21 protein-coding genes are annotated in these 15,321 nt (G+C 71.5%); 10 read left to right on the top strand and 11 right to left on the bottom strand.

All coding sequences use genetic code 11. From position 1 onward, the window contains the following. Positions 1-23 precede the first annotated feature (23 nt). The 10 genes from ASG80_RS16720 to ASG80_RS16765 all read left to right on the top strand — a co-directional run bounded on the left by ASG80_RS16720 (position 24) and on the right by ASG80_RS16765 (position 8,087). Positions 24-485: a DUF3817 domain-containing protein gene (locus ASG80_RS16720; protein ID WP_235508363.1), complete on the top strand. Its 462-nt coding sequence runs from the start codon at positions 24-26 to the stop codon at positions 483-485. A 76-nt stretch (positions 486-561) separates the two neighbouring features. Beyond that, positions 562-1,377, top strand: a complete 816-nt coding sequence (locus tag ASG80_RS16725) for a shikimate 5-dehydrogenase (protein ID WP_056732712.1) — start codon at positions 562-564, stop codon at positions 1,375-1,377. Between the two features lie 161 nt (positions 1,378-1,538). Next, the gene (locus tag ASG80_RS16730) at positions 1,539-3,053 is read left to right on the top strand and encodes an HNH endonuclease signature motif containing protein (RefSeq protein WP_082590529.1); all 1,515 of its coding nucleotides are present in this window, start codon (positions 1,539-1,541) and stop codon (positions 3,051-3,053) included. A gap of 139 nt (positions 3,054-3,192) precedes the next feature. Continuing rightward, positions 3,193-5,538 (top strand): phosphoribosylformylglycinamidine synthase subunit PurL, encoded by a 2,346-nt coding sequence (gene purL, locus ASG80_RS16735; protein ID WP_056732716.1) that lies wholly within the window; start codon positions 3,193-3,195, stop codon positions 5,536-5,538. A 19-nt stretch (positions 5,539-5,557) separates the two neighbouring features. Then, positions 5,558-6,058: an NUDIX domain-containing protein gene (locus ASG80_RS16740; protein WP_056732718.1), complete on the top strand. Its 501-nt coding sequence runs from the start codon at positions 5,558-5,560 to the stop codon at positions 6,056-6,058. Between the two features lie 2 nt (positions 6,059-6,060). Then, on the top strand, positions 6,061-6,309 hold the full coding sequence (locus ASG80_RS16745) for a hypothetical protein (protein WP_056732720.1): 249 nt from the start codon (positions 6,061-6,063) through the stop codon (positions 6,307-6,309). A 34-nt stretch (positions 6,310-6,343) separates the two neighbouring features. Continuing rightward, positions 6,344-6,715 carry a hypothetical protein gene (locus ASG80_RS16750; RefSeq protein ID WP_156401897.1) on the top strand — a complete coding sequence of 124 codons (372 nt, stop codon included), beginning with the start codon at positions 6,344-6,346 and terminating at the stop codon, positions 6,713-6,715. A gap of 77 nt (positions 6,716-6,792) precedes the next feature. Continuing rightward, positions 6,793-7,215, top strand: coding sequence for a hypothetical protein (locus ASG80_RS23670; protein ID WP_056732725.1), 423 nt, complete (start codon positions 6,793-6,795; stop codon positions 7,213-7,215). Then, entirely contained in the window at positions 7,212-7,619 is a 408-nt protein-coding gene (locus ASG80_RS23675) for an EVE domain-containing protein (RefSeq protein WP_056732727.1), read from the top strand. The genes ASG80_RS23670 and ASG80_RS23675 overlap by 4 nt, the downstream gene beginning before the upstream one ends. A 63-nt stretch (positions 7,620-7,682) precedes the next feature. Beyond that, positions 7,683-8,087 carry a MarR family winged helix-turn-helix transcriptional regulator gene (locus ASG80_RS16765; RefSeq protein ID WP_235508364.1) on the top strand — a complete coding sequence of 135 codons (405 nt, stop codon included), beginning with the start codon at positions 7,683-7,685 and terminating at the stop codon, positions 8,085-8,087. A 15-nt stretch (positions 8,088-8,102) separates the two neighbouring features. Here the strand turns inward: ASG80_RS16765 and ASG80_RS16770 are convergent, their stop codons facing one another. The 11 genes from ASG80_RS16770 to ASG80_RS16815 form a co-directional block, all read right to left on the bottom strand. Next, the gene (locus ASG80_RS16770) at positions 8,103-8,516 is read right to left on the bottom strand and encodes a DUF2809 domain-containing protein (RefSeq protein ID WP_056732730.1); all 414 of its coding nucleotides are present in this window, start codon (positions 8,514-8,516) and stop codon (positions 8,103-8,105) included. 8 nt (positions 8,517-8,524) lie between these two features. Next, positions 8,525-9,037, bottom strand: coding sequence for a GNAT family N-acetyltransferase (locus ASG80_RS16775; RefSeq protein WP_056732732.1), 513 nt, complete (start codon positions 9,035-9,037; stop codon positions 8,525-8,527). A gap of 35 nt (positions 9,038-9,072) precedes the next feature. After that, the gene (locus tag ASG80_RS16780; protein WP_056732734.1) at positions 9,073-9,639 is read right to left on the bottom strand and encodes a hypothetical protein; all 567 of its coding nucleotides are present in this window, start codon (positions 9,637-9,639) and stop codon (positions 9,073-9,075) included. Next, on the bottom strand, positions 9,636-10,055 hold the full coding sequence (locus ASG80_RS16785; RefSeq protein ID WP_056732736.1) for a hypothetical protein: 420 nt from the start codon (positions 10,053-10,055) through the stop codon (positions 9,636-9,638). The genes ASG80_RS16780 and ASG80_RS16785 overlap by 4 nt, the downstream gene beginning before the upstream one ends. 63 nt (positions 10,056-10,118) lie before the next feature. Beyond that, a complete protein-coding gene (locus ASG80_RS16790) occupies positions 10,119-11,276 on the bottom strand; it encodes an alcohol dehydrogenase catalytic domain-containing protein (RefSeq protein ID WP_056732738.1) in 1,158 nt (385 codons plus the stop codon). 10 nt (positions 11,277-11,286) lie between these two features. Beyond that, the gene (locus ASG80_RS23680; RefSeq protein WP_156401898.1) at positions 11,287-11,445 is read right to left on the bottom strand and encodes a hypothetical protein; all 159 of its coding nucleotides are present in this window, start codon (positions 11,443-11,445) and stop codon (positions 11,287-11,289) included. A 198-nt stretch (positions 11,446-11,643) separates the two neighbouring features. Further along, positions 11,644-11,835 (bottom strand): hypothetical protein, encoded by a 192-nt coding sequence (locus ASG80_RS16795; protein ID WP_056732740.1) that lies wholly within the window; start codon positions 11,833-11,835, stop codon positions 11,644-11,646. Further along, entirely contained in the window at positions 11,832-12,752 is a 921-nt protein-coding gene (locus ASG80_RS16800) for an SDR family NAD(P)-dependent oxidoreductase (RefSeq protein ID WP_056732742.1), read from the bottom strand. The genes ASG80_RS16795 and ASG80_RS16800 overlap by 4 nt, the downstream gene beginning before the upstream one ends. Beyond that, on the bottom strand, positions 12,749-13,081 hold the full coding sequence (locus ASG80_RS16805; RefSeq protein WP_056732744.1) for a chorismate mutase: 333 nt from the start codon (positions 13,079-13,081) through the stop codon (positions 12,749-12,751). The genes ASG80_RS16800 and ASG80_RS16805 overlap by 4 nt, the downstream gene beginning before the upstream one ends. A 31-nt stretch (positions 13,082-13,112) precedes the next feature. Further along, the gene (locus ASG80_RS16810; protein ID WP_056732747.1) at positions 13,113-14,435 is read right to left on the bottom strand and encodes a hypothetical protein; all 1,323 of its coding nucleotides are present in this window, start codon (positions 14,433-14,435) and stop codon (positions 13,113-13,115) included. Further along, positions 14,432-15,124 carry an ABC transporter ATP-binding protein gene (locus tag ASG80_RS16815; protein WP_056732749.1) on the bottom strand — a complete coding sequence of 231 codons (693 nt, stop codon included), beginning with the start codon at positions 15,122-15,124 and terminating at the stop codon, positions 14,432-14,434. The genes ASG80_RS16810 and ASG80_RS16815 overlap by 4 nt, the downstream gene beginning before the upstream one ends. Positions 15,125-15,321 lie beyond the last annotated feature (197 nt).

Consider the following 15,321-nt stretch of genomic DNA (forward strand, 5'->3'; position numbering starts at 1 on the left):
GGAACCCGAACCCTGGAGCATCCTTGTCACCGAAACGCCTCTTCCGCACGCTCGCCCTCGCCGAGGCCGTCACCTGGACGATCCTCATCGTCGCGATGGTCCTGAAGTACGCCGGCGGCGTCGACGCCGCGGTGCTCGTGGGCGGGTCGATCCACGGGTTCGTGTTCCTCGCGTACGCGTTCCAGGCCGTGCTCGTGGGCGTGAACCAGCGCTGGAGCGTCGGGCTCATCGCCTTCGCCGTGCTCACGGCGATCGTGCCCTACGCGACGATCCCGTTCGAGCTCCGGCTCGTGCGGCGCGGTCGGCTCGAGGGCGGGTGGCGGCGCGACCGCACCGACCATCCGGCCGACGACGGCTGGGTGAACCGGATGCTGCGCTGGTTCCTCGCGCGGCCGGTGCTTCTCACCGTCGTCGCGGCCGTCGGGGTCGCGGCCGTGTTCGCGGCGCTGCTCGTGGTCGGCCCGCCCGGCGGCCGCGAGGCGTGAGCCGGGCGCGAGGCGCCGGGCAGCGCGTGACGGGTCGCGCGAGCGGCCGCCCGCGGCATCCGGCACCATTGAACGCATGCCCATCCTCAACAAGGACATGTCGGTCTGCATCTCGCTCGCGGGGCGCCCGTCGAATCTCGGCACGCGCTTCCACAACTTCCTCTACGACGAGCTGGGCCTGAACTTCATCTACAAGGCGTTCACGACCGACGACCTCGAGGGTGCGGTGCGCGGCATCCGGGCGCTGGGCATCTGCGGATGCTCCGTGTCGATGCCATTCAAGGAGGCGGTGATCCCGCTCGTCGACGTCTTGGAGGCCTCGGCCGCGGCGATCGAGTCGGTGAACACGATCGTGAACGACGACGGCGTGCTCACCGCGTCGAACACCGACTACGAGGCGATCGCGATGCTCATCGACGAGCACGGGCTCGACCCCGCGCAGCGGGTGCTCGTGCGCGGATCGGGCGGCATGGCCAAGGCGGTGGTGGCGGCGTTCCGCGGGGCGGGGTTCGACGACCTGACCCTGGTCGCGCGCAATGCCGATGCCGGCCCGGCGCTCGCCTCGAAGTACGGGTATGCGTGGGTCGCCGATGACCCCGAGCCCGACTTCGACCTCATCGTGAATGTCACCCCGCTCGGCATGCACGGGGCGGATGCCGCGGCACTGGCGTTCGCGCCCGAGTTCATCGAGCGGGCGACCACCGTGTTCGACGTGGTGGCGTTCCCCGCCGAGACGCCGCTCATCGTCGCGGGGCGTGCGGCCGGGAAGCACGTGATCTCGGGGGCCGAGGTGATCGCGCTGCAGGCCGCGCGCCAGTTCGAGCGGTACACGGGCGTGCCGCTCACGCGCGAACAGGTGGAGCGGGCGTCGGCGTTCTCGCGGGCGGAGTGAGGCGGCGTCGGGCTGGGCGGAAGTCGGGCTTGATTCGCGTTCGGGCCTGCTCAGATCGAAGTTCACCCGATCGAACGTTTCTTCGGATGTCGTCCGATTCGAAGTTCTCCACAATCGACTATTTCTTCGGATACTCGTCCGATTCCCGCTAGAATCGTGACATGCCCAGCGCCCCCGCCGCCCTCCTCGAACTGGAGGCAGCGTGTATGGCGGCGGTCGAGACCTGGGCGGGGGCGCTGCTCGGCTCGTCGCTCGACGCCGAGTCCGACATCGGCGCCATGAGCGACGACGGACTCGTGCGCACCACCGAGGCGCTTGCTCGCCTCGGCCGCCGTGTCGAGGCTCTGCAGGCCCGGTGTGCAGCCGGGCTCGCCGAGCGATCGCGCGGTGGCGACGCCGATCTCGCGCGACGACACGGGCACGCATCGGCCGAGCGCCTCATCGCGCAGACGACGGGTGGCCGGTACTCGGATGCCGCACGGCTCGTCACGGTGGGCCAGGCCACGAGTCGGCGGCAGTCGTTCTCGGGCGCACCGCTCCCGCCGCGTCACCCGCACGTCGCCACGGCGCTGGAGCGCGGTGTGCTCTGCGTCGCGGCGGCCGAGGTGATCCGTCGGTTCCTCGACCGTGTCGCTCCCGCGGTCGATCGCGATGCGGTCGAGGCCGCCGAGGAGCTGCTCGTCGATCGGGCACCAGTCGTCGGCATCGACGGCCTCACGCGGCTCGTCAAGCAGCTCGAGGCGCACCTCGATCCCGACGGCGTCAAGCCACGCGAAGACGAGCTGCGGGCACGTCGAGCGCTTTCCATCTGGGAGGACGCGGGCGGCATGATCAACCTCCGCGGCGCGTTCGACCCGGCGAACGGCGCACCGATCAAGCTCGCGATCGAGACGCTCGTGGGCGCGGAACTCCGCCGGGCCCGCGATGCCAAGCGACCGTTCGGCGAAGACTGGTCGGAAGACGGGCCGCAAGATCCCGAGCTTGGGGACGCCGCACTCGCCGACGACCGCACGATTGCGCAGATGAACGCGGACGCCCTCGCCGACATCGCCCGGCTCTCGCTCTCGAGCGTCGATGCGCCGGCGGCACTTCGGTCCGCCATGGTCGTCACGCGCATCGATGTCGAGTCGCTCGAGTCCGGCAGCGGGCATGCCACGATCGACGGCGTCGACCAGCCCGTATCCGCAGCGACCGCGTGCGAGCTCATCGCGTCGGCCGGGGTCACGCCTGTGCTCGTGCGTCGCGGCTCCGAGGTGCTCGACCTCGGCCGATCGGCGCGGCTCTTCTCCGCTGCGCAGAAGGTCGCGCTCGTCGAGCGCGATGGCGGATGCGCGTGGCCCGGGTGCCAGCGACCGCCGTCGCACACGCAGGCGCACCACATCGAATGGTGGAAGCGCGATCGCGGGCGAACGGATCTCGCGAACGGAATCATGCTCTGCAGCCACCATCACCATCGCGTCCACGACGACGGATGGGGGATCGTGATCCGAGACCGACGCAGTTGGTTCATTCCGCCGTCGCATCTCGACCCCGAGCAACGCCCGCGAGCGGGCAACATCGCGCCGAGTCATCTCGTCGGCCGACACCTCGCCGAACGAAGGCGCCGGTCGGAGGCGGGCTCCACGGTCGGAGCCGGGTCGCATCGCGCCGCGGCGGCGGTGCCGCTCGCCGGCTGAGTGGCGCCCGCCTCGGCTGAGGAGCGCGCCGCCGGCTGAGCGGCGCGCCCGTGAGCGGCGCGCGCGCACGGGTAGACTTCTCGGGTCAGGCATCCGCCCGCGGCATCCGCTCGCCGCCGTTCTCTGGAGCTCGCCACTCGTGACCACTGAAGCACCCGCCACGACCGCTGCCCCGAACGCGACGACCCCGACGCCGGTGCGCGACACCGTCGAGGTCGCCGCGGCCACGCCCGGGAAGGAGCAGCCGTACGCGGCGCTCGGACTGAAGCCCGACGAGTACGAGCGCATCCGCAACATCCTCGGCCGCCGGCCGACGAGCGCCGAGCTCGCGATGTACTCGGTCATGTGGAGCGAGCACTGCTCCTACAAGTCGTCGAAGATCTACCTTCGCCAGTTCGGCAAGAAGGTCACGCCCGAGATGAAGCAGCACCTGATGGTGGGCATGGGCGAGAACGCCGGCGTGCTCGACATCGGCGAGGGCTGGGCGGTCACGTTCAAGATCGAGTCGCACAACCACCCGAGCTACATCGAGCCGTTCCAGGGCGCCGCGACCGGCGTCGGCGGCATCGTGCGCGACATCATCTCGATGGGCGCGCGACCCGTCGCGGTCATGGACGCGCTGCGCTTCGGCGCCATCGACCACCCCGACACCGCTCGCGTCGTGCACGGCGTCGTGTCGGGCATCAGCTTCTACGGCAACTGCCTCGGCCTGCCGAACATCGGGGGCGAGACCTGGTTCGACCCGGTGTACCAGGCGAACCCGCTCGTGAACGCGCTCGCGGTCGGCGTGCTCCGCCACGAGGACCTGCACCTCGCGAACGCGAAGGGCGCCGGCAACAAGGTCGTGCTCTTCGGCGCCCGCACGGGCGGCGACGGCATCGGCGGCGCGTCGATCCTCGCATCCGACACGTTCGCCGAGGGCGGCCCCACCAAGCGCCCCGCGGTGCAGGTCGGCGACCCGTTCGCCGAGAAGGTGCTCATCGAATGCTGCCTCGAGCTGTTCGCGGGCGACCTCGTCGAGGGCATCCAGGACCTCGGGGCGGCCGGCATCTCGTGCGCCACCTCCGAGCTCGCCTCCAATGGCGACGGCGGCATGTCGATCGTGCTCGACGACGTGCTGCTGCGCGACCCCACGCTCACGCCCGAGGAGATCCTCATGAGCGAGAGCCAGGAGCGCATGATGGCCATCGTGCGTCCCGAGAAGCTCGACGGGTTCCTCGAGGTCGTGAAGAAGTGGGACGTCGAGACGAGCGTGCTCGGCGAGGTCACCGAGACCGGCCGCCTCTCGATCACGTGGCGCGGCCAGGAGATCGTCAACGTCGACCCGCGCACCGTCGCGATCGACGGCCCCGTGTACGAGCGTCCGGTCGCGTACCCGTCGTACCTCGGCGCGCTGCAGGCCGACGGGGCATCCGGCCTCGAGCGCCCCTCGACTCCCGAGGCGCTGCGCGAGCAGTTCATCGCCCTCGTCGGCTCGGCGAACCAGGCGGATGCCGCCTGGGTCACGAACCAGTACGACAAGTACGTGCTCGGCAACACGGCCCTCAGCTACCCCGACGACGCGGGCATGGTTCGCGTCGACGAGGAGTCGGGACTCGGCGTCTCGATCGCGACCGACGCGAACGGCCGCTACTCGCAGCTCGACCCGCGCCAGGGCGCGAAGCTGGCGCTCGCCGAGGCGTACCGCAACGTCGCCGTCAGCGGCGCCAAGCCCATGGGCGTCTCGGACTGCCTCAACTTCGGCTCCCCCGAGAACCCCGAGGTCATGTGGCAGTTCTCCGAGACGGTCGAGGGCCTCTCCGACGGGTGCCTCGAACTCGGCATCCCCGTCACGGGCGGCAACGTGTCGTTCTACAACCAGACCGGCGACGTGCCGATCCACCCGACGCCCGTGATCGCCGTGCTCGGCGTGATCGACGACGTCGCTCGCCGCATCCCGTCGGGCTGGCAGGACGACGGCCACAACATCTACCTCCTCGGCGACACTGCGGCCGAGCTCGACGGCTCCGCGTGGGCCGGCGTCGTGCACGACCACCTCGGTGGTCGGCCGCCTGCGGTCGATCTCGGGCGTGAGAAGGCTCTCGCCGAGCTGCTGGCCGCGGCTGCGCTCGAGGGTCTCATCGACTCGGCACACGACCTCTCCGACGGCGGCCTGGCGGTCGCCCTCGCCGAGGCCGTCGGCCGCTTCGGCGTCGGCGCGCGCATCGTGCTCGACGAGGTCGTGCACGACGCCGGCATCGACACCGCCACGGCGCTGTTCTCCGAGTCGACGGGTCGCGTGATCGTGTCGGTCCCCCGCGAGGACGACGTGAAGTTCCGCGGCCTCTGCGAGGGCCGGGGGTACCCGGTGCGTCGCATCGGGGTGACGGATGCCGCATCCGGCTCGCTCGAGGTGCAGGGCGTGTTCACCGTGCCGGTCGACGAGCTCCGCACGGTGAACCGTGCGCCGCTCGCCGACGCGTTCGGCCCGATCGTCGGGTACTGAGCCGGGACTCGGTGACCCCATGAGCGGCGTGGACGAGCGGGAGCACTACCCCGCCGACTACGCCGCGGCGCACGGATCGTTCAGCCTGATCCCCGCGGCCTACGTGTTCCTGTTCGACGGCGGCCGCGTGCTGCTGCAGCTCCGCGCGAACACGGGATACTACGACGACTGGTGGGGCGCGTCGGCCGCGGGGCACGTCGATCCCGGCGAGTCGGTGCTCACGGCGGCCGTGCGCGAGGCATCCGAGGAGCTCGGCATCGAGATCGCCGTCGACGACCTCGCCCCGCTCACGACGATGCACCGCACTGCGCCCACCGGGCTGGCCATCGACCAGCGCGTGGACTTCTTCTTCGCCTGTCGCCTGTGGAGCGGCACGCCCACCGCGCTCGAGGACAAGGCCGCCGAGCTCCGGTGGTTCGACCTCGACGACCTGCCGCCCAACGTCGTGCACCACGAACGCTGGGTGCTCGACGGAAGCCGCGGGGGCGCGCTCCGCGCGATCACCGCGTACGGGTTCTGACCATGGAACTCGTGCTTCCGATCGTCGCCGGGCTCTTCGCCGCGGCGCTCGTCGTCGGGATGACGGTACGTGCAGTGAGGGCGCCTCGTGGACAACGGATGCGCGCCGCGTTCGGCCCGATCATGGGCGCCGGCGAAACATACCAGGAACTGCATACCGGCCAGAAGGGCCTGCAGGACTCGGTGATCGAGTCGATCCAGGAGCAGGAGCACGGCGGCGGCTCCGAGCGCGGCGCCGACGGCGAGCGCTGAGGTGGCCGCCCGCCCGCAGTCATCCACCGCGGCCATGGTGGCGCTACTGGCCTGGACCACCGGTTTCCTGGTCGGCACGACGACGCACATCGTCGACCTGGTGGTCGGTGGCGCCGATGTCTACGCGGGCTTCCCGCCGGGCGTACGGCTGTTCTGGGTGTCGCTGACCCTGCTCGACCCGCTCACGGTCGTACTTCTCTGGCTGCGGCGGCGGGCCGGTGTCGTGGTCGGATGCCTCGTGATGGCCGCCGATGTGTCCGTGAACTGGACGGTGGCGGCCGTCACGGGTGAACTCACGTTGTTCGGCCTGGTCACGCAGTCCGCTTTCGCCGTCGTCGTGTTCGGCACGGCGCCGCTGCTCTGGCGCGCGTTCGCGGGCAGTCGTACATCCCCGATGCCGGCGTGATCCACCACCACCGGTCGGCGCTGCACCGGCACGGACGCGCACTTGCACGGATACTAGTAAGCGCGCATACTAATCACATGATCGAGCTCGGCGCAGGCACCGCCACTTCCACCGCACGTCCGTCGGCGTATTTCGCCCGTTGGCTCGACCACGCGACCTGGTCGGAGTGGTCGCCGGACACCGAATGGGTCCGGATCGAGGAGCCGGTCATCGTGGGCTCCCGCGGATCGATGAAACCGAAGGGCGGACCGACCGTGAGGTTCCAGGTCAAGGCGCTCCGACCGGACGCCGAGTACACGGATACGACGTCGTTCCCGGGCGCACGGCTCGACTTCCAGCACACGGCAGCCGAAGTCGATGGGGTGACTCACCTCGAGGTGAACGTCACCATGACCGGCGTGCTCGCCTCGGTCTGGGCGAAGGTCGTCGGTGGCCGCTTCGCCACATCCGTTCAGCAGGACCTCGACCGACTCGTCGCGCTCGTGGAAGCCCGACCGTGACCGGCTGGCTGGGAGTCGTCTCCGCTGAGCACGTGCGCCGTGGGGTCGGGCTCGGCATCGCCCAGATCGGCCACGGCAAGCGAGCCGGGCTCGACCGGATGAAGGCCGGTGACACCCTCGTGTACTACTCGCCCGTCGAGCGCTTGGGTGATCGTGTGCCCCTGCGTCAGTTCACCGCCCTCGGGGTGATCGCGGACGATGAGATCTGGCGGGCAGACGAGGGCGAGTTCAAGCCGTACCGGCGGCGCGTCCGCTACGCCGACACTTCCCCCGTTCCACTCGACACCCTCCGGAGCGATCTTCACCTCACGACGCAACCCAACTGGGGGTACCAGCTGCGGCGGGGACTCCTTCCCCTGGACGCGCATGATGTCGCCCTGATCCGCGACAACATGGAACTGTGACCGGACGGAACTGTGGTCGGACGACTCGAGACCGCCTACTCCGATGCCGGCCAAAGTCCCGGCTTGGCTCTCTGGCGCGTCACCAACACCTGGCAGAGCGCGATTCGAGCCGCTCTCGCGCCGTTCGACCTCACCCACGTTCAGTTCGTCCTCCTCGCCTCCTTGACATGGATGGACCGTGCCTCACCTGTCACGCAGCGCGATCTCGCTGACCACGCGGGCACCGACGTGATGATGACCTCCCAGGTGCTGCGCGTGCTCGAGGGCAAGGGCCTCATCTCGCGGAGCCCCCACCCGACCGACGGCCGCGCCCGAGCGCTCACCCCCACCACCATGGGCGCCGCGTTGGCAAGCAAGGCCAACACCGCGGTCGAGGCCGCCGACCTCCGGTACTTCGCCGCACTCGAGGGTGAGCGAGACGACTTCCTTCGCCACCTCCAGGCGCTCGATCGCGCACACCGCAGGTGACCACCCGCGCTGACCTCACCGCGGACGAGGTGGCAGCCGAGCCTGTTGCGTGATCACGTGGAGCAGTGGCAGCAGCAACAACGCACCACCCACGTAGGCCACGAGATCCAGCGGGTCGAACGCGCTGCCGAAGACGAGGCGAGCGGGAGGAAGGACGGCGACGACAGCCGCAGGGATGCCGGTGAGCTGCAGAAGCTCGACCATCATCGCCGTCGCGAGCGCGATCGAGGCGACCGCGAGTCCCGGAAGCGCCGGCCAGATGAGCAGGACCAGCAGGCCGACGAGAACGACGTAGAGCATGCTGCCGAGCACGTCGATGACGGGGGATCGGTCGACAAGCTGCAGCCCCAGCCCGAGGGCGAGGCACGCGAACACCGCCAAGGCTCCGAGTGCTCTGACGCGTCGAACAGGAGCGATCAGCGCGGACATCCGATCAGTCAATCGTCGGTACGCCGATGCATGACCACCCTGGTCCACGCGGCGAGGCCGTGGGCGGCTTCCGACTCCACCTTCTTCGCGAGCTCGGGGCCCCACTTGCTCGTCGGAAGCTCCGTCCATCCGAGTCGCAGGTAGTAGGGCGCATTCCACGGGACATCGCGGAAGGTGGTGAGTGTCATCACCGCCACGTCGGATTCGACCGAGCGTCTTCGCGCGACCTCGAGGAGCTGGGCGCCGTATCCGCGTCGTGCGTACGACGGATGCACCGTGACCTGTTCGACGTGCAGCGCGTCATCGACCCCCTCGAGCAGCAGGTATGCGACCGGGGAGCCGTCGTCGGTTGTCATGATCCAGGCGTCGCCGCGGGCGATGCAATGCTCGAACTCACTGGCGGCGATCGGCGCATCATCCGCGATCTCGTCCATTCCGATGCTCCGGAATGCCTCGCCTGCTGCACGCTCGATGCTCTGCACGTCGCGGAGATCTTCGAGAGTCGCAGGTCGGTAGCGCATCTGCTCAGAATGACAGAACCGAGGCGCGAGCCCGGTTACGCGCCCTCGGGCGGGTGCACGAGCAGGTCGACGCGATCGGCGAGGTAGGCCGCGAACCCGATGAGGGCGTCGGGCTGTGTCGGGCTCCAGCGCACGAGCACCTTGCCACCGCCACCGTAGGCATCGCTGAGCACGAGCGGGCCCGATGCCCCGGCGCGAGCGAGCTCCCCGAAGTCGATGGCCCTCGCCGCGAAGTTCACGGTCTCCCCTTCGGGGAAGCCGCCCTTGATCGCAGCCGCGCGGAGCGACCGCTGCTCGGCGACCGCGTCCGCGGTGACGCTGCGCCTCGAAGGACGCTCCGCGCGCACGACGCGGCCAATCGCGTAGACCCCGCCGTCGGCGTCGAGCAGCAGCACGCCGAGCCGCCAGACCCTGCCGAGCGGCGTCATCCGTGCGGCGCGGGCGATGCCGAGCACCCGGCGTTCGGGCATGAGCTCCGCGAGCGCCTCCGTGCGCGCGTCGCCGGCACTGAGCACCGCCACGGCCTTCGCGACCGCCGACGCCGCCAGCGCCACTGCGGCGTGCGCCGCCGAGGCATCCGAGGCACCTGCGCCATCCGTCACCGCGACCTGCCGATCAGCTCGAGGAGCGCAATTCCGTATGCCTCGGCGACGTCGGGGTGCTCGAACCGCACCTGCTCCCCAGCGAGCTCGATCTCGACTTGGAATGCGTCGTCGACCCGCCGTAGCGAGCGGAACGTCGCGCGCAGCAACTCCCGCAGCTGGTCCTCGCGCGGCAGCCATACCGCGTCGGCGAGCGCGACGGAGTCGAGCGCCCACTCGGTCGTGCCGTTGAACGCGAGGATCGTGCCGGTCGGGTAGCGGCGCGCCTCGATCGTCATCTCGCTCACGGTGAAGATGTCTGCCTCGGCCTCGGCCTCGACGCTCTCGGGCAGGTCGAGCTGGAACCGATCGCCCGAGTCCGGATGCCATGCGAGGCCCGCCTCCCGGAGCGCGAGCGCCAGCTCCTTGCTGATCATCCCCCCATGCTGCCCCGAACCGGGCGCCGCGTCACGCCCCCACGTGGCGCGGCGCCCGGCGGCTCACACGGGCCGTCGCCCAGGCGCGACGCCGACCCTCACGTACTGCCCCGTCGCCGCCTCGGCGAGCGCCTCGTCGAGGTGGGCGAGCGGATGCGTCGCGCCGACCAGCTCGTCGAACGGCACCCGCCGCCACGAGCGCTCGAGGAACCCGACCGCGCGACGCAGTTGGGCACCCGTGTAGTCGTGCACCGCCGACACGGTCACGAGGCGCCGCAGGAGCGACTCGGGGTCGAGGCACACCTCGGAGCCGGGCGGCGCGCTGCCCACGAGCACCGCCACGCCACCCGCACCGAGCGACCCGATCGCGGTGCGCACCGCGCTCGGCGCCCCGGATGCCTCGACGGCCACGAGCACCTCGGGGAATCCGCGCTGCTCGAACGCGGCGAGGATCGTGTCGAGTCGCTCGGTCGATGTCGACCGTGCAGCGGGGTCGACCGTCACGGCGCCGATGCCGCGGGCGAACGCGCGCCGAGCGGCATCCGGATCGGACACGATCACCTCGGCGCCGGCCTCGACGGCCATCGCCGCCACCGTGAGACCCACGAGTCCGGCGCCGGTGACGAGCACGAGGGCCCCGGCCAGGTCGAGCCGGGCGGATGCCGCGTCCAGCGCCGCGACGGCCGTCGCCGTCGCGCACGAAGCGGGCGCGAGCACGCGGCTCGGGACATCCTCGCTCACCCGCACGATCTCGGTGCCGACGCGCAGCTGCACGTGAGTGGCGAATCCGCCGGAGAGCTCCCACCCGCGGTGCACGCGCTCGTGGCCGTACTTCGCGAGGTGGCGGCACTGCTGTGGCAGCCCCCGCGTGCAGCGGTCGCACTCGCCGCAGCTCACCGTCACCGACCAGACGACCCGGTCGCCGAGTTCGAGCGGCACGCCGTCGGCGCGGCGGGCGCCCTCACCGACCGCGACGACCCGGCCGACCTGCTCGTGGCCGAGCACGAGGGGGGTGTGCGCGGGCTGTTCGCCGTGCACCGTGCGAACGTCGGACGGACAGATGGTGGCGAGTTCCACCTCGACGAGCGCTTCGCCCGGCGAGAGCCGGATCCCAGGGGCCGCGAGCGCGTCGTGCGGTCGCCCCGGCTCGTTCCACACCATGGCGACCGGCGAGGGCCTCACGATCACGTCGAGGGCGCCGACCCGCTGGATCGTATGCACGCGGGACCGCCTACGGCCGGCGACGGCCGGCGCGCGCGCCGCCGAGACGACCGAGGATCCCACGGCCCGCGCCTGCAAGGCCGAGCAGGTCCACCAGCAGGTCGATGTCGTGTTCGTCTACGTCGTCGAACCCGTCGATGAAGTCGACGACCGTGGTGTGCCTGGACATGGCTGGGCCTCCTCATGGCGACCCCGGCTGGGCGGGGCCGCTCCGCCGCGCGGGGGCGAGCGCCCGCGATACCTTGCGTCGACGTTAGGCACCGGTCGCCAACGACACCCGAAGCAGGGGTTGCGCGCAGGTGAACCGCGCGCGGCGGGCTTCAGCCGCGCGGGACGCGCGCGGCCTCAGGAGCGGCGTCGCGCCGCTTCAGGAGCGGCGTCGCGCCGGACCCATCGCGGCGCCGAGGCCGACGAGGATGATGCCGGCGAAGAGGAACCCCCAGCGGGCGGTGACGAGCGCGATCACGGCCAGTACGATGCCGACCGCCACGACGATGCGCGCGAGCAGGAGCTTCACGCGCGGCGAGAGCCAGCCGCCCTTGCGGCTCTCGGGCGTCATCCGGCCACCGTGAACGGCCGGCCCGTCGCCTGCTCGGCGAACGCCCATACACGCGCTCCGATCGTCGGATCGGCCGAGACCCGCGTCGGCGCCTGGAGCGTGGGGTCGCCGCGGACGAGGAGGCGCGGGCCCCAGAACTGGCCGCCCTGCACGCCGGGGGCCGTCAGCGCATGGAGCACCACCTCGGCGCCGCGGTGCTTGCCCTGCGCCCATGCCGCCTGCAGGGCATCGGCGAAGCGGGTGCCACGGCTCGGTTCGTTGACGCCCGGCACGGTGGGGGTGCGGCCGCTGATCGAGTAGCCGGGATGTGCGACGACGCTCACCACGGGACTCCCCGCGGCCCGAAGCCGTCGGTCGAGCTCGAACGCCACCGCCTGCGACGCGATCTTCGATTGGGCGTAGGCACGCCAGGCGTCGTATCCCCGCTCGAGCTGCAGGTCGTCGACGCGGAACGTCGAGAGCCGCGTCGACAGCGACCCGAGCGACACCACGCGGGCAGCGTCGGCGAGGTGCGGCAGCATCCGCTCGAACAGGGCGAAGTGCCCGAGCATGTTCGTGGCGAGCACGAGCTCGTTGCCGTCGACCGACTCGCGGCGCGTCATGGGGGTGTGCACCATGCCGGCGTTCGCGACGATGCCGTCGAGGGGGGCGTCGGCCAGCAGCCGCTCGGCGCCCGCCGCGACCGAATCGAGCGACGACTGGTCCATCACGAGCGTCTCGACGGATGCCGCGGACCTGGCCCCGCGGATCGCCGCCGCCGCGGCATCCAACCGCTCGGGGCTGCGCCCGCTCAGCACCACGTGCGCGCCCGCGCCGGCGAGCCTCGCCGCGGTGAAGAAGCCGAGCCCCGCGTTCGCGCCGGTCACGAGGTAGCGGCGCCCCGTCTGCGGAGGCAGCGGGAGCGGGTACCAGCTCACAGGCCGTCGCCGGTGCCGCCGTTGCCGGCCAGCTCCTCGTGGTGCTGGATCACCTCGGCCACGACGAAGTTGAACCACTTCTCGGCGAACGCCGGGTCGAGGTGGGCGTCGATCGCGAGCGCGCGGAGCCGGGCGATCTGGCGCCGCTCGCGATCGGGGTCGCTCGGCGGCAGCCCGTGCGCGGCCTTCAGGCGCCCCACCTGCTGCGTGAACTTGAAGCGCTCGGCCAGCAGGTGGATGAGGGCCGCGTCGATGTTGTCGATGCTCGAGCGGATGCCGAGCAGCTCGCTCATCGCGGCATCCCGTTCGTCGAAGGACCCGTCAGTCATGCTTCGACCCTACCCGCGCCCCGGGCGACGCTCACCCCGCGGTGGATGCCGCCCGCGCGAGCACCGGACGTGTGGCGAGGAGCCCGAGCCACACGATGCCGATCCCCGCCGCCAGCACGCCCGCGATGACGACGAGCGACGCCGGGGCGACGATGAGCGTCACGCCCGTGAGCGGGAGCATGACCACGGCCGCGGTGAGGGCCGAGCCGATCGCGGTGATGCGCAGCGGCGACATCACCGCACGCCGGCGCGCGGCATCCATGGTGCCAACCGGCATGCCGAGCATGTCGAGGCTGCGGTACAGGTCGCCCCGGTCGAGGATGCCCGCTGCCTGCTTCACGCCCACCGAGCACGCGACCATGAGGAACGACCCGACCACCGTGATGAGGATGCCCGTGCGGATGTCGGCCATGAGCAGCTCGGACTCGGCGTCCCCGGCGGTGCCGAACGCCTCGAGCGCGGCGACGCCCGCGCCTGCGAAGACCGCCATGAAGCTGGTCATCGCGACCCCGCCGACCTGACGCCACGCGCCCTTCGGCGACTCGAGCACCGTGCGCGCGGCGATGAGGCGCGCGGGCGTCTTGGCGCGCTTGGCCTGCCCGCTCGCGATGAGCCGGATGACCCAGGGCCCGATGAGGTTCAGCACGGCGAGCGAGCCGCCGAACGCGAGCGCCAGCATGCCGAGGAACACCATCGCACTCGGCGCGACTCGCAGCACCGACATCACGCCGAAGGCGAGCGCGACGACCGCGAGGCCGACCACCACGCGCACCCAGTGCAGGCGCGGCGCCTCCTGCCGGGTGCGCACGCCGAGCGGCGAGATCACGACCTGGCGGAGCCCGAGCACCGCGCTCACTGCGGCGAGCGCGCCGATCGCGAACGGCACCACCACGAGCGCCGGCCACGGCAGCAGCACCCCGGATGCCCCGAGCGCCTCCCCGCGGAACGCGATCAGCCCGAGCAACGGCACCCCGGCGAGGTAGACCGCGACGCCCGCGACCGCGCCCACGAGCGCGAGCACGGCCGACTCGATCACGGCGAGCGCCGCCACCATCGCGGGCGTCGCGCCGAGCAGGCGCAGGGTGGCGAGCCCATCGTCACGGCGCCGCGCTGACAGGCCCGCGGCCGCTCCCCCGAGCGACACGAGCGGCACGACGAGCAGCACGAGCGCGATCACCGCGAGCGCCTGGTAGAGCACGCCATCGTCGTCGGTCCAGGTCCAGAACGTCTGCGCGCCGCCGATGACGGTGAGCAGCAGGGCGGTCACGATGCCGAACGCGGTCACGGGCAGCACGGATGCCGCGGCGCCGGCCGATCCCGGCCGGGCCAGCAGCCATGCGACGCGGGCGATCATGCGGGCACCCGCTCCCCGACGATGCGGCCGTCGCGCACGTCGACGATGCGGGAGCATCGGGCGGCCACCTCGGCGTCGTGCGTGACGACGACCAGCGTGCGACCCTGTCCGGTGGTCGAGTCGAGGAGCGCCTGCATCACGTCGGCCGACGTCGCGGAGTCGAGCGAGCCCGTGGGCTCGTCGGCGAACACGACGGATGCCCCGGTCACCTGGGCGCGGGCGATGGCCACGCGTTGCGCCTGGCCGCCTGAGAGCTGGCCGATGCGGCGGTCCTCCATGCCGGCGAGGCCGAGGGCGACGAGCCAGCCGCGGCCGTGCTCCTCGGCGCGGGCACGCGGCATCCCGTTGAGCATGAGTGCGAGCGCGACGTTCTCGACCGCGGTGAGCTCCGGGATGAGGAACCCCTGCTGGAAGACGAACCCGAACGCCTCTCGGCGCAGTCGGGAACGTTCGCGCTCGCTGAGTCCCGTGACCACCACCCGCCCTGCGCCGGACAGGAAGCCGACCGTCCCGGCGCCGGGGCGGGTGATCCCCGCGAGGCAGTGCAGCAGCGTCGTCTTGCCCGAACCCGACGCACCCATGACGGCGAGCGACTCGCCAGTGCGCACGGAGAGGTCGACGCCCGCGAGCGCATGCGTCGACCCGAATGACTTGCTGAGGCCTACTGCCTCGATCACGAAGGAACTCATGCTCCGAGCCTCCCGCGGCGGCACCGTACGGCGCGTCGGACCGGAGACGGATTCGGGCGAGCGAGCGTCATCCTCAGGAATGACATCGCCTTGGGTTGAGGAGGCGCGCAGCGCCGTCTCGAAACCCCCACCCGCCCATACGAGTGCGGCGCGGCATCCGACCCCACCGGATGCCGCGCCGCGGCCTGTGCGCGCCC

The sequence above is a fragment of the Agromyces sp. Soil535 genome (assembly GCF_001428255.1).
Lineage (GTDB): Bacteria > Actinomycetota > Actinomycetes > Actinomycetales > Microbacteriaceae > Agromyces.

What these genes read in the sequence shown, in the direction of transcription:
- ASG80_RS16815 (WP_056732749.1), bottom strand. Translation starts at nt 15,124, where the DNA reads ATGAGTTCCTTCGTGATCGAGGCAGTAGGCCTCAGCAAGTCATTCGGG.
- ASG80_RS16750 (WP_156401897.1), top strand. Translation starts at nt 6,344, where the DNA reads ATGGTGGCGCTACTGGCCTGGACCACCGGTTTCCTGGTCGGCACGACG.
- ASG80_RS16775 (WP_056732732.1), bottom strand. Translation starts at nt 9,037, where the DNA reads ATGCGCTACCGACCTGCGACTCTCGAAGATCTCCGCGACGTGCAGAGC.
- ASG80_RS16740 (WP_056732718.1), top strand. Translation starts at nt 5,558, where the DNA reads ATGAGCGGCGTGGACGAGCGGGAGCACTACCCCGCCGACTACGCCGCG.
- ASG80_RS16810 (WP_056732747.1), bottom strand. Translation starts at nt 14,435, where the DNA reads ATGATCGCCCGCGTCGCATGGCTGCTGGCCCGGCCGGGATCGGCCGGC.
- ASG80_RS16795 (WP_056732740.1), bottom strand. Translation starts at nt 11,835, where the DNA reads ATGACGCCCGAGAGCCGCAAGGGCGGCTGGCTCTCGCCGCGCGTGAAG.
- ASG80_RS16770 (WP_056732730.1), bottom strand. Translation starts at nt 8,516, where the DNA reads ATGTCCGCGCTGATCGCTCCTGTTCGACGCGTCAGAGCACTCGGAGCC.
- ASG80_RS23680 (WP_156401898.1), bottom strand. Translation starts at nt 11,445, where the DNA reads ATGTCCAGGCACACCACGGTCGTCGACTTCATCGACGGGTTCGACGAC.
- ASG80_RS16785 (WP_056732736.1), bottom strand. Translation starts at nt 10,055, where the DNA reads ATGATCAGCAAGGAGCTGGCGCTCGCGCTCCGGGAGGCGGGCCTCGCA.
- ASG80_RS16725 (WP_056732712.1), top strand. Translation starts at nt 562, where the DNA reads ATGCCCATCCTCAACAAGGACATGTCGGTCTGCATCTCGCTCGCGGGG.
- ASG80_RS16745 (WP_056732720.1), top strand. Translation starts at nt 6,061, where the DNA reads ATGGAACTCGTGCTTCCGATCGTCGCCGGGCTCTTCGCCGCGGCGCTC.
- ASG80_RS16805 (WP_056732744.1), bottom strand. Translation starts at nt 13,081, where the DNA reads ATGACTGACGGGTCCTTCGACGAACGGGATGCCGCGATGAGCGAGCTG.
- ASG80_RS23670 (WP_056732725.1), top strand. Translation starts at nt 6,793, where the DNA reads ATGATCGAGCTCGGCGCAGGCACCGCCACTTCCACCGCACGTCCGTCG.
- ASG80_RS16730 (WP_082590529.1), top strand. Translation starts at nt 1,539, where the DNA reads ATGCCCAGCGCCCCCGCCGCCCTCCTCGAACTGGAGGCAGCGTGTATG.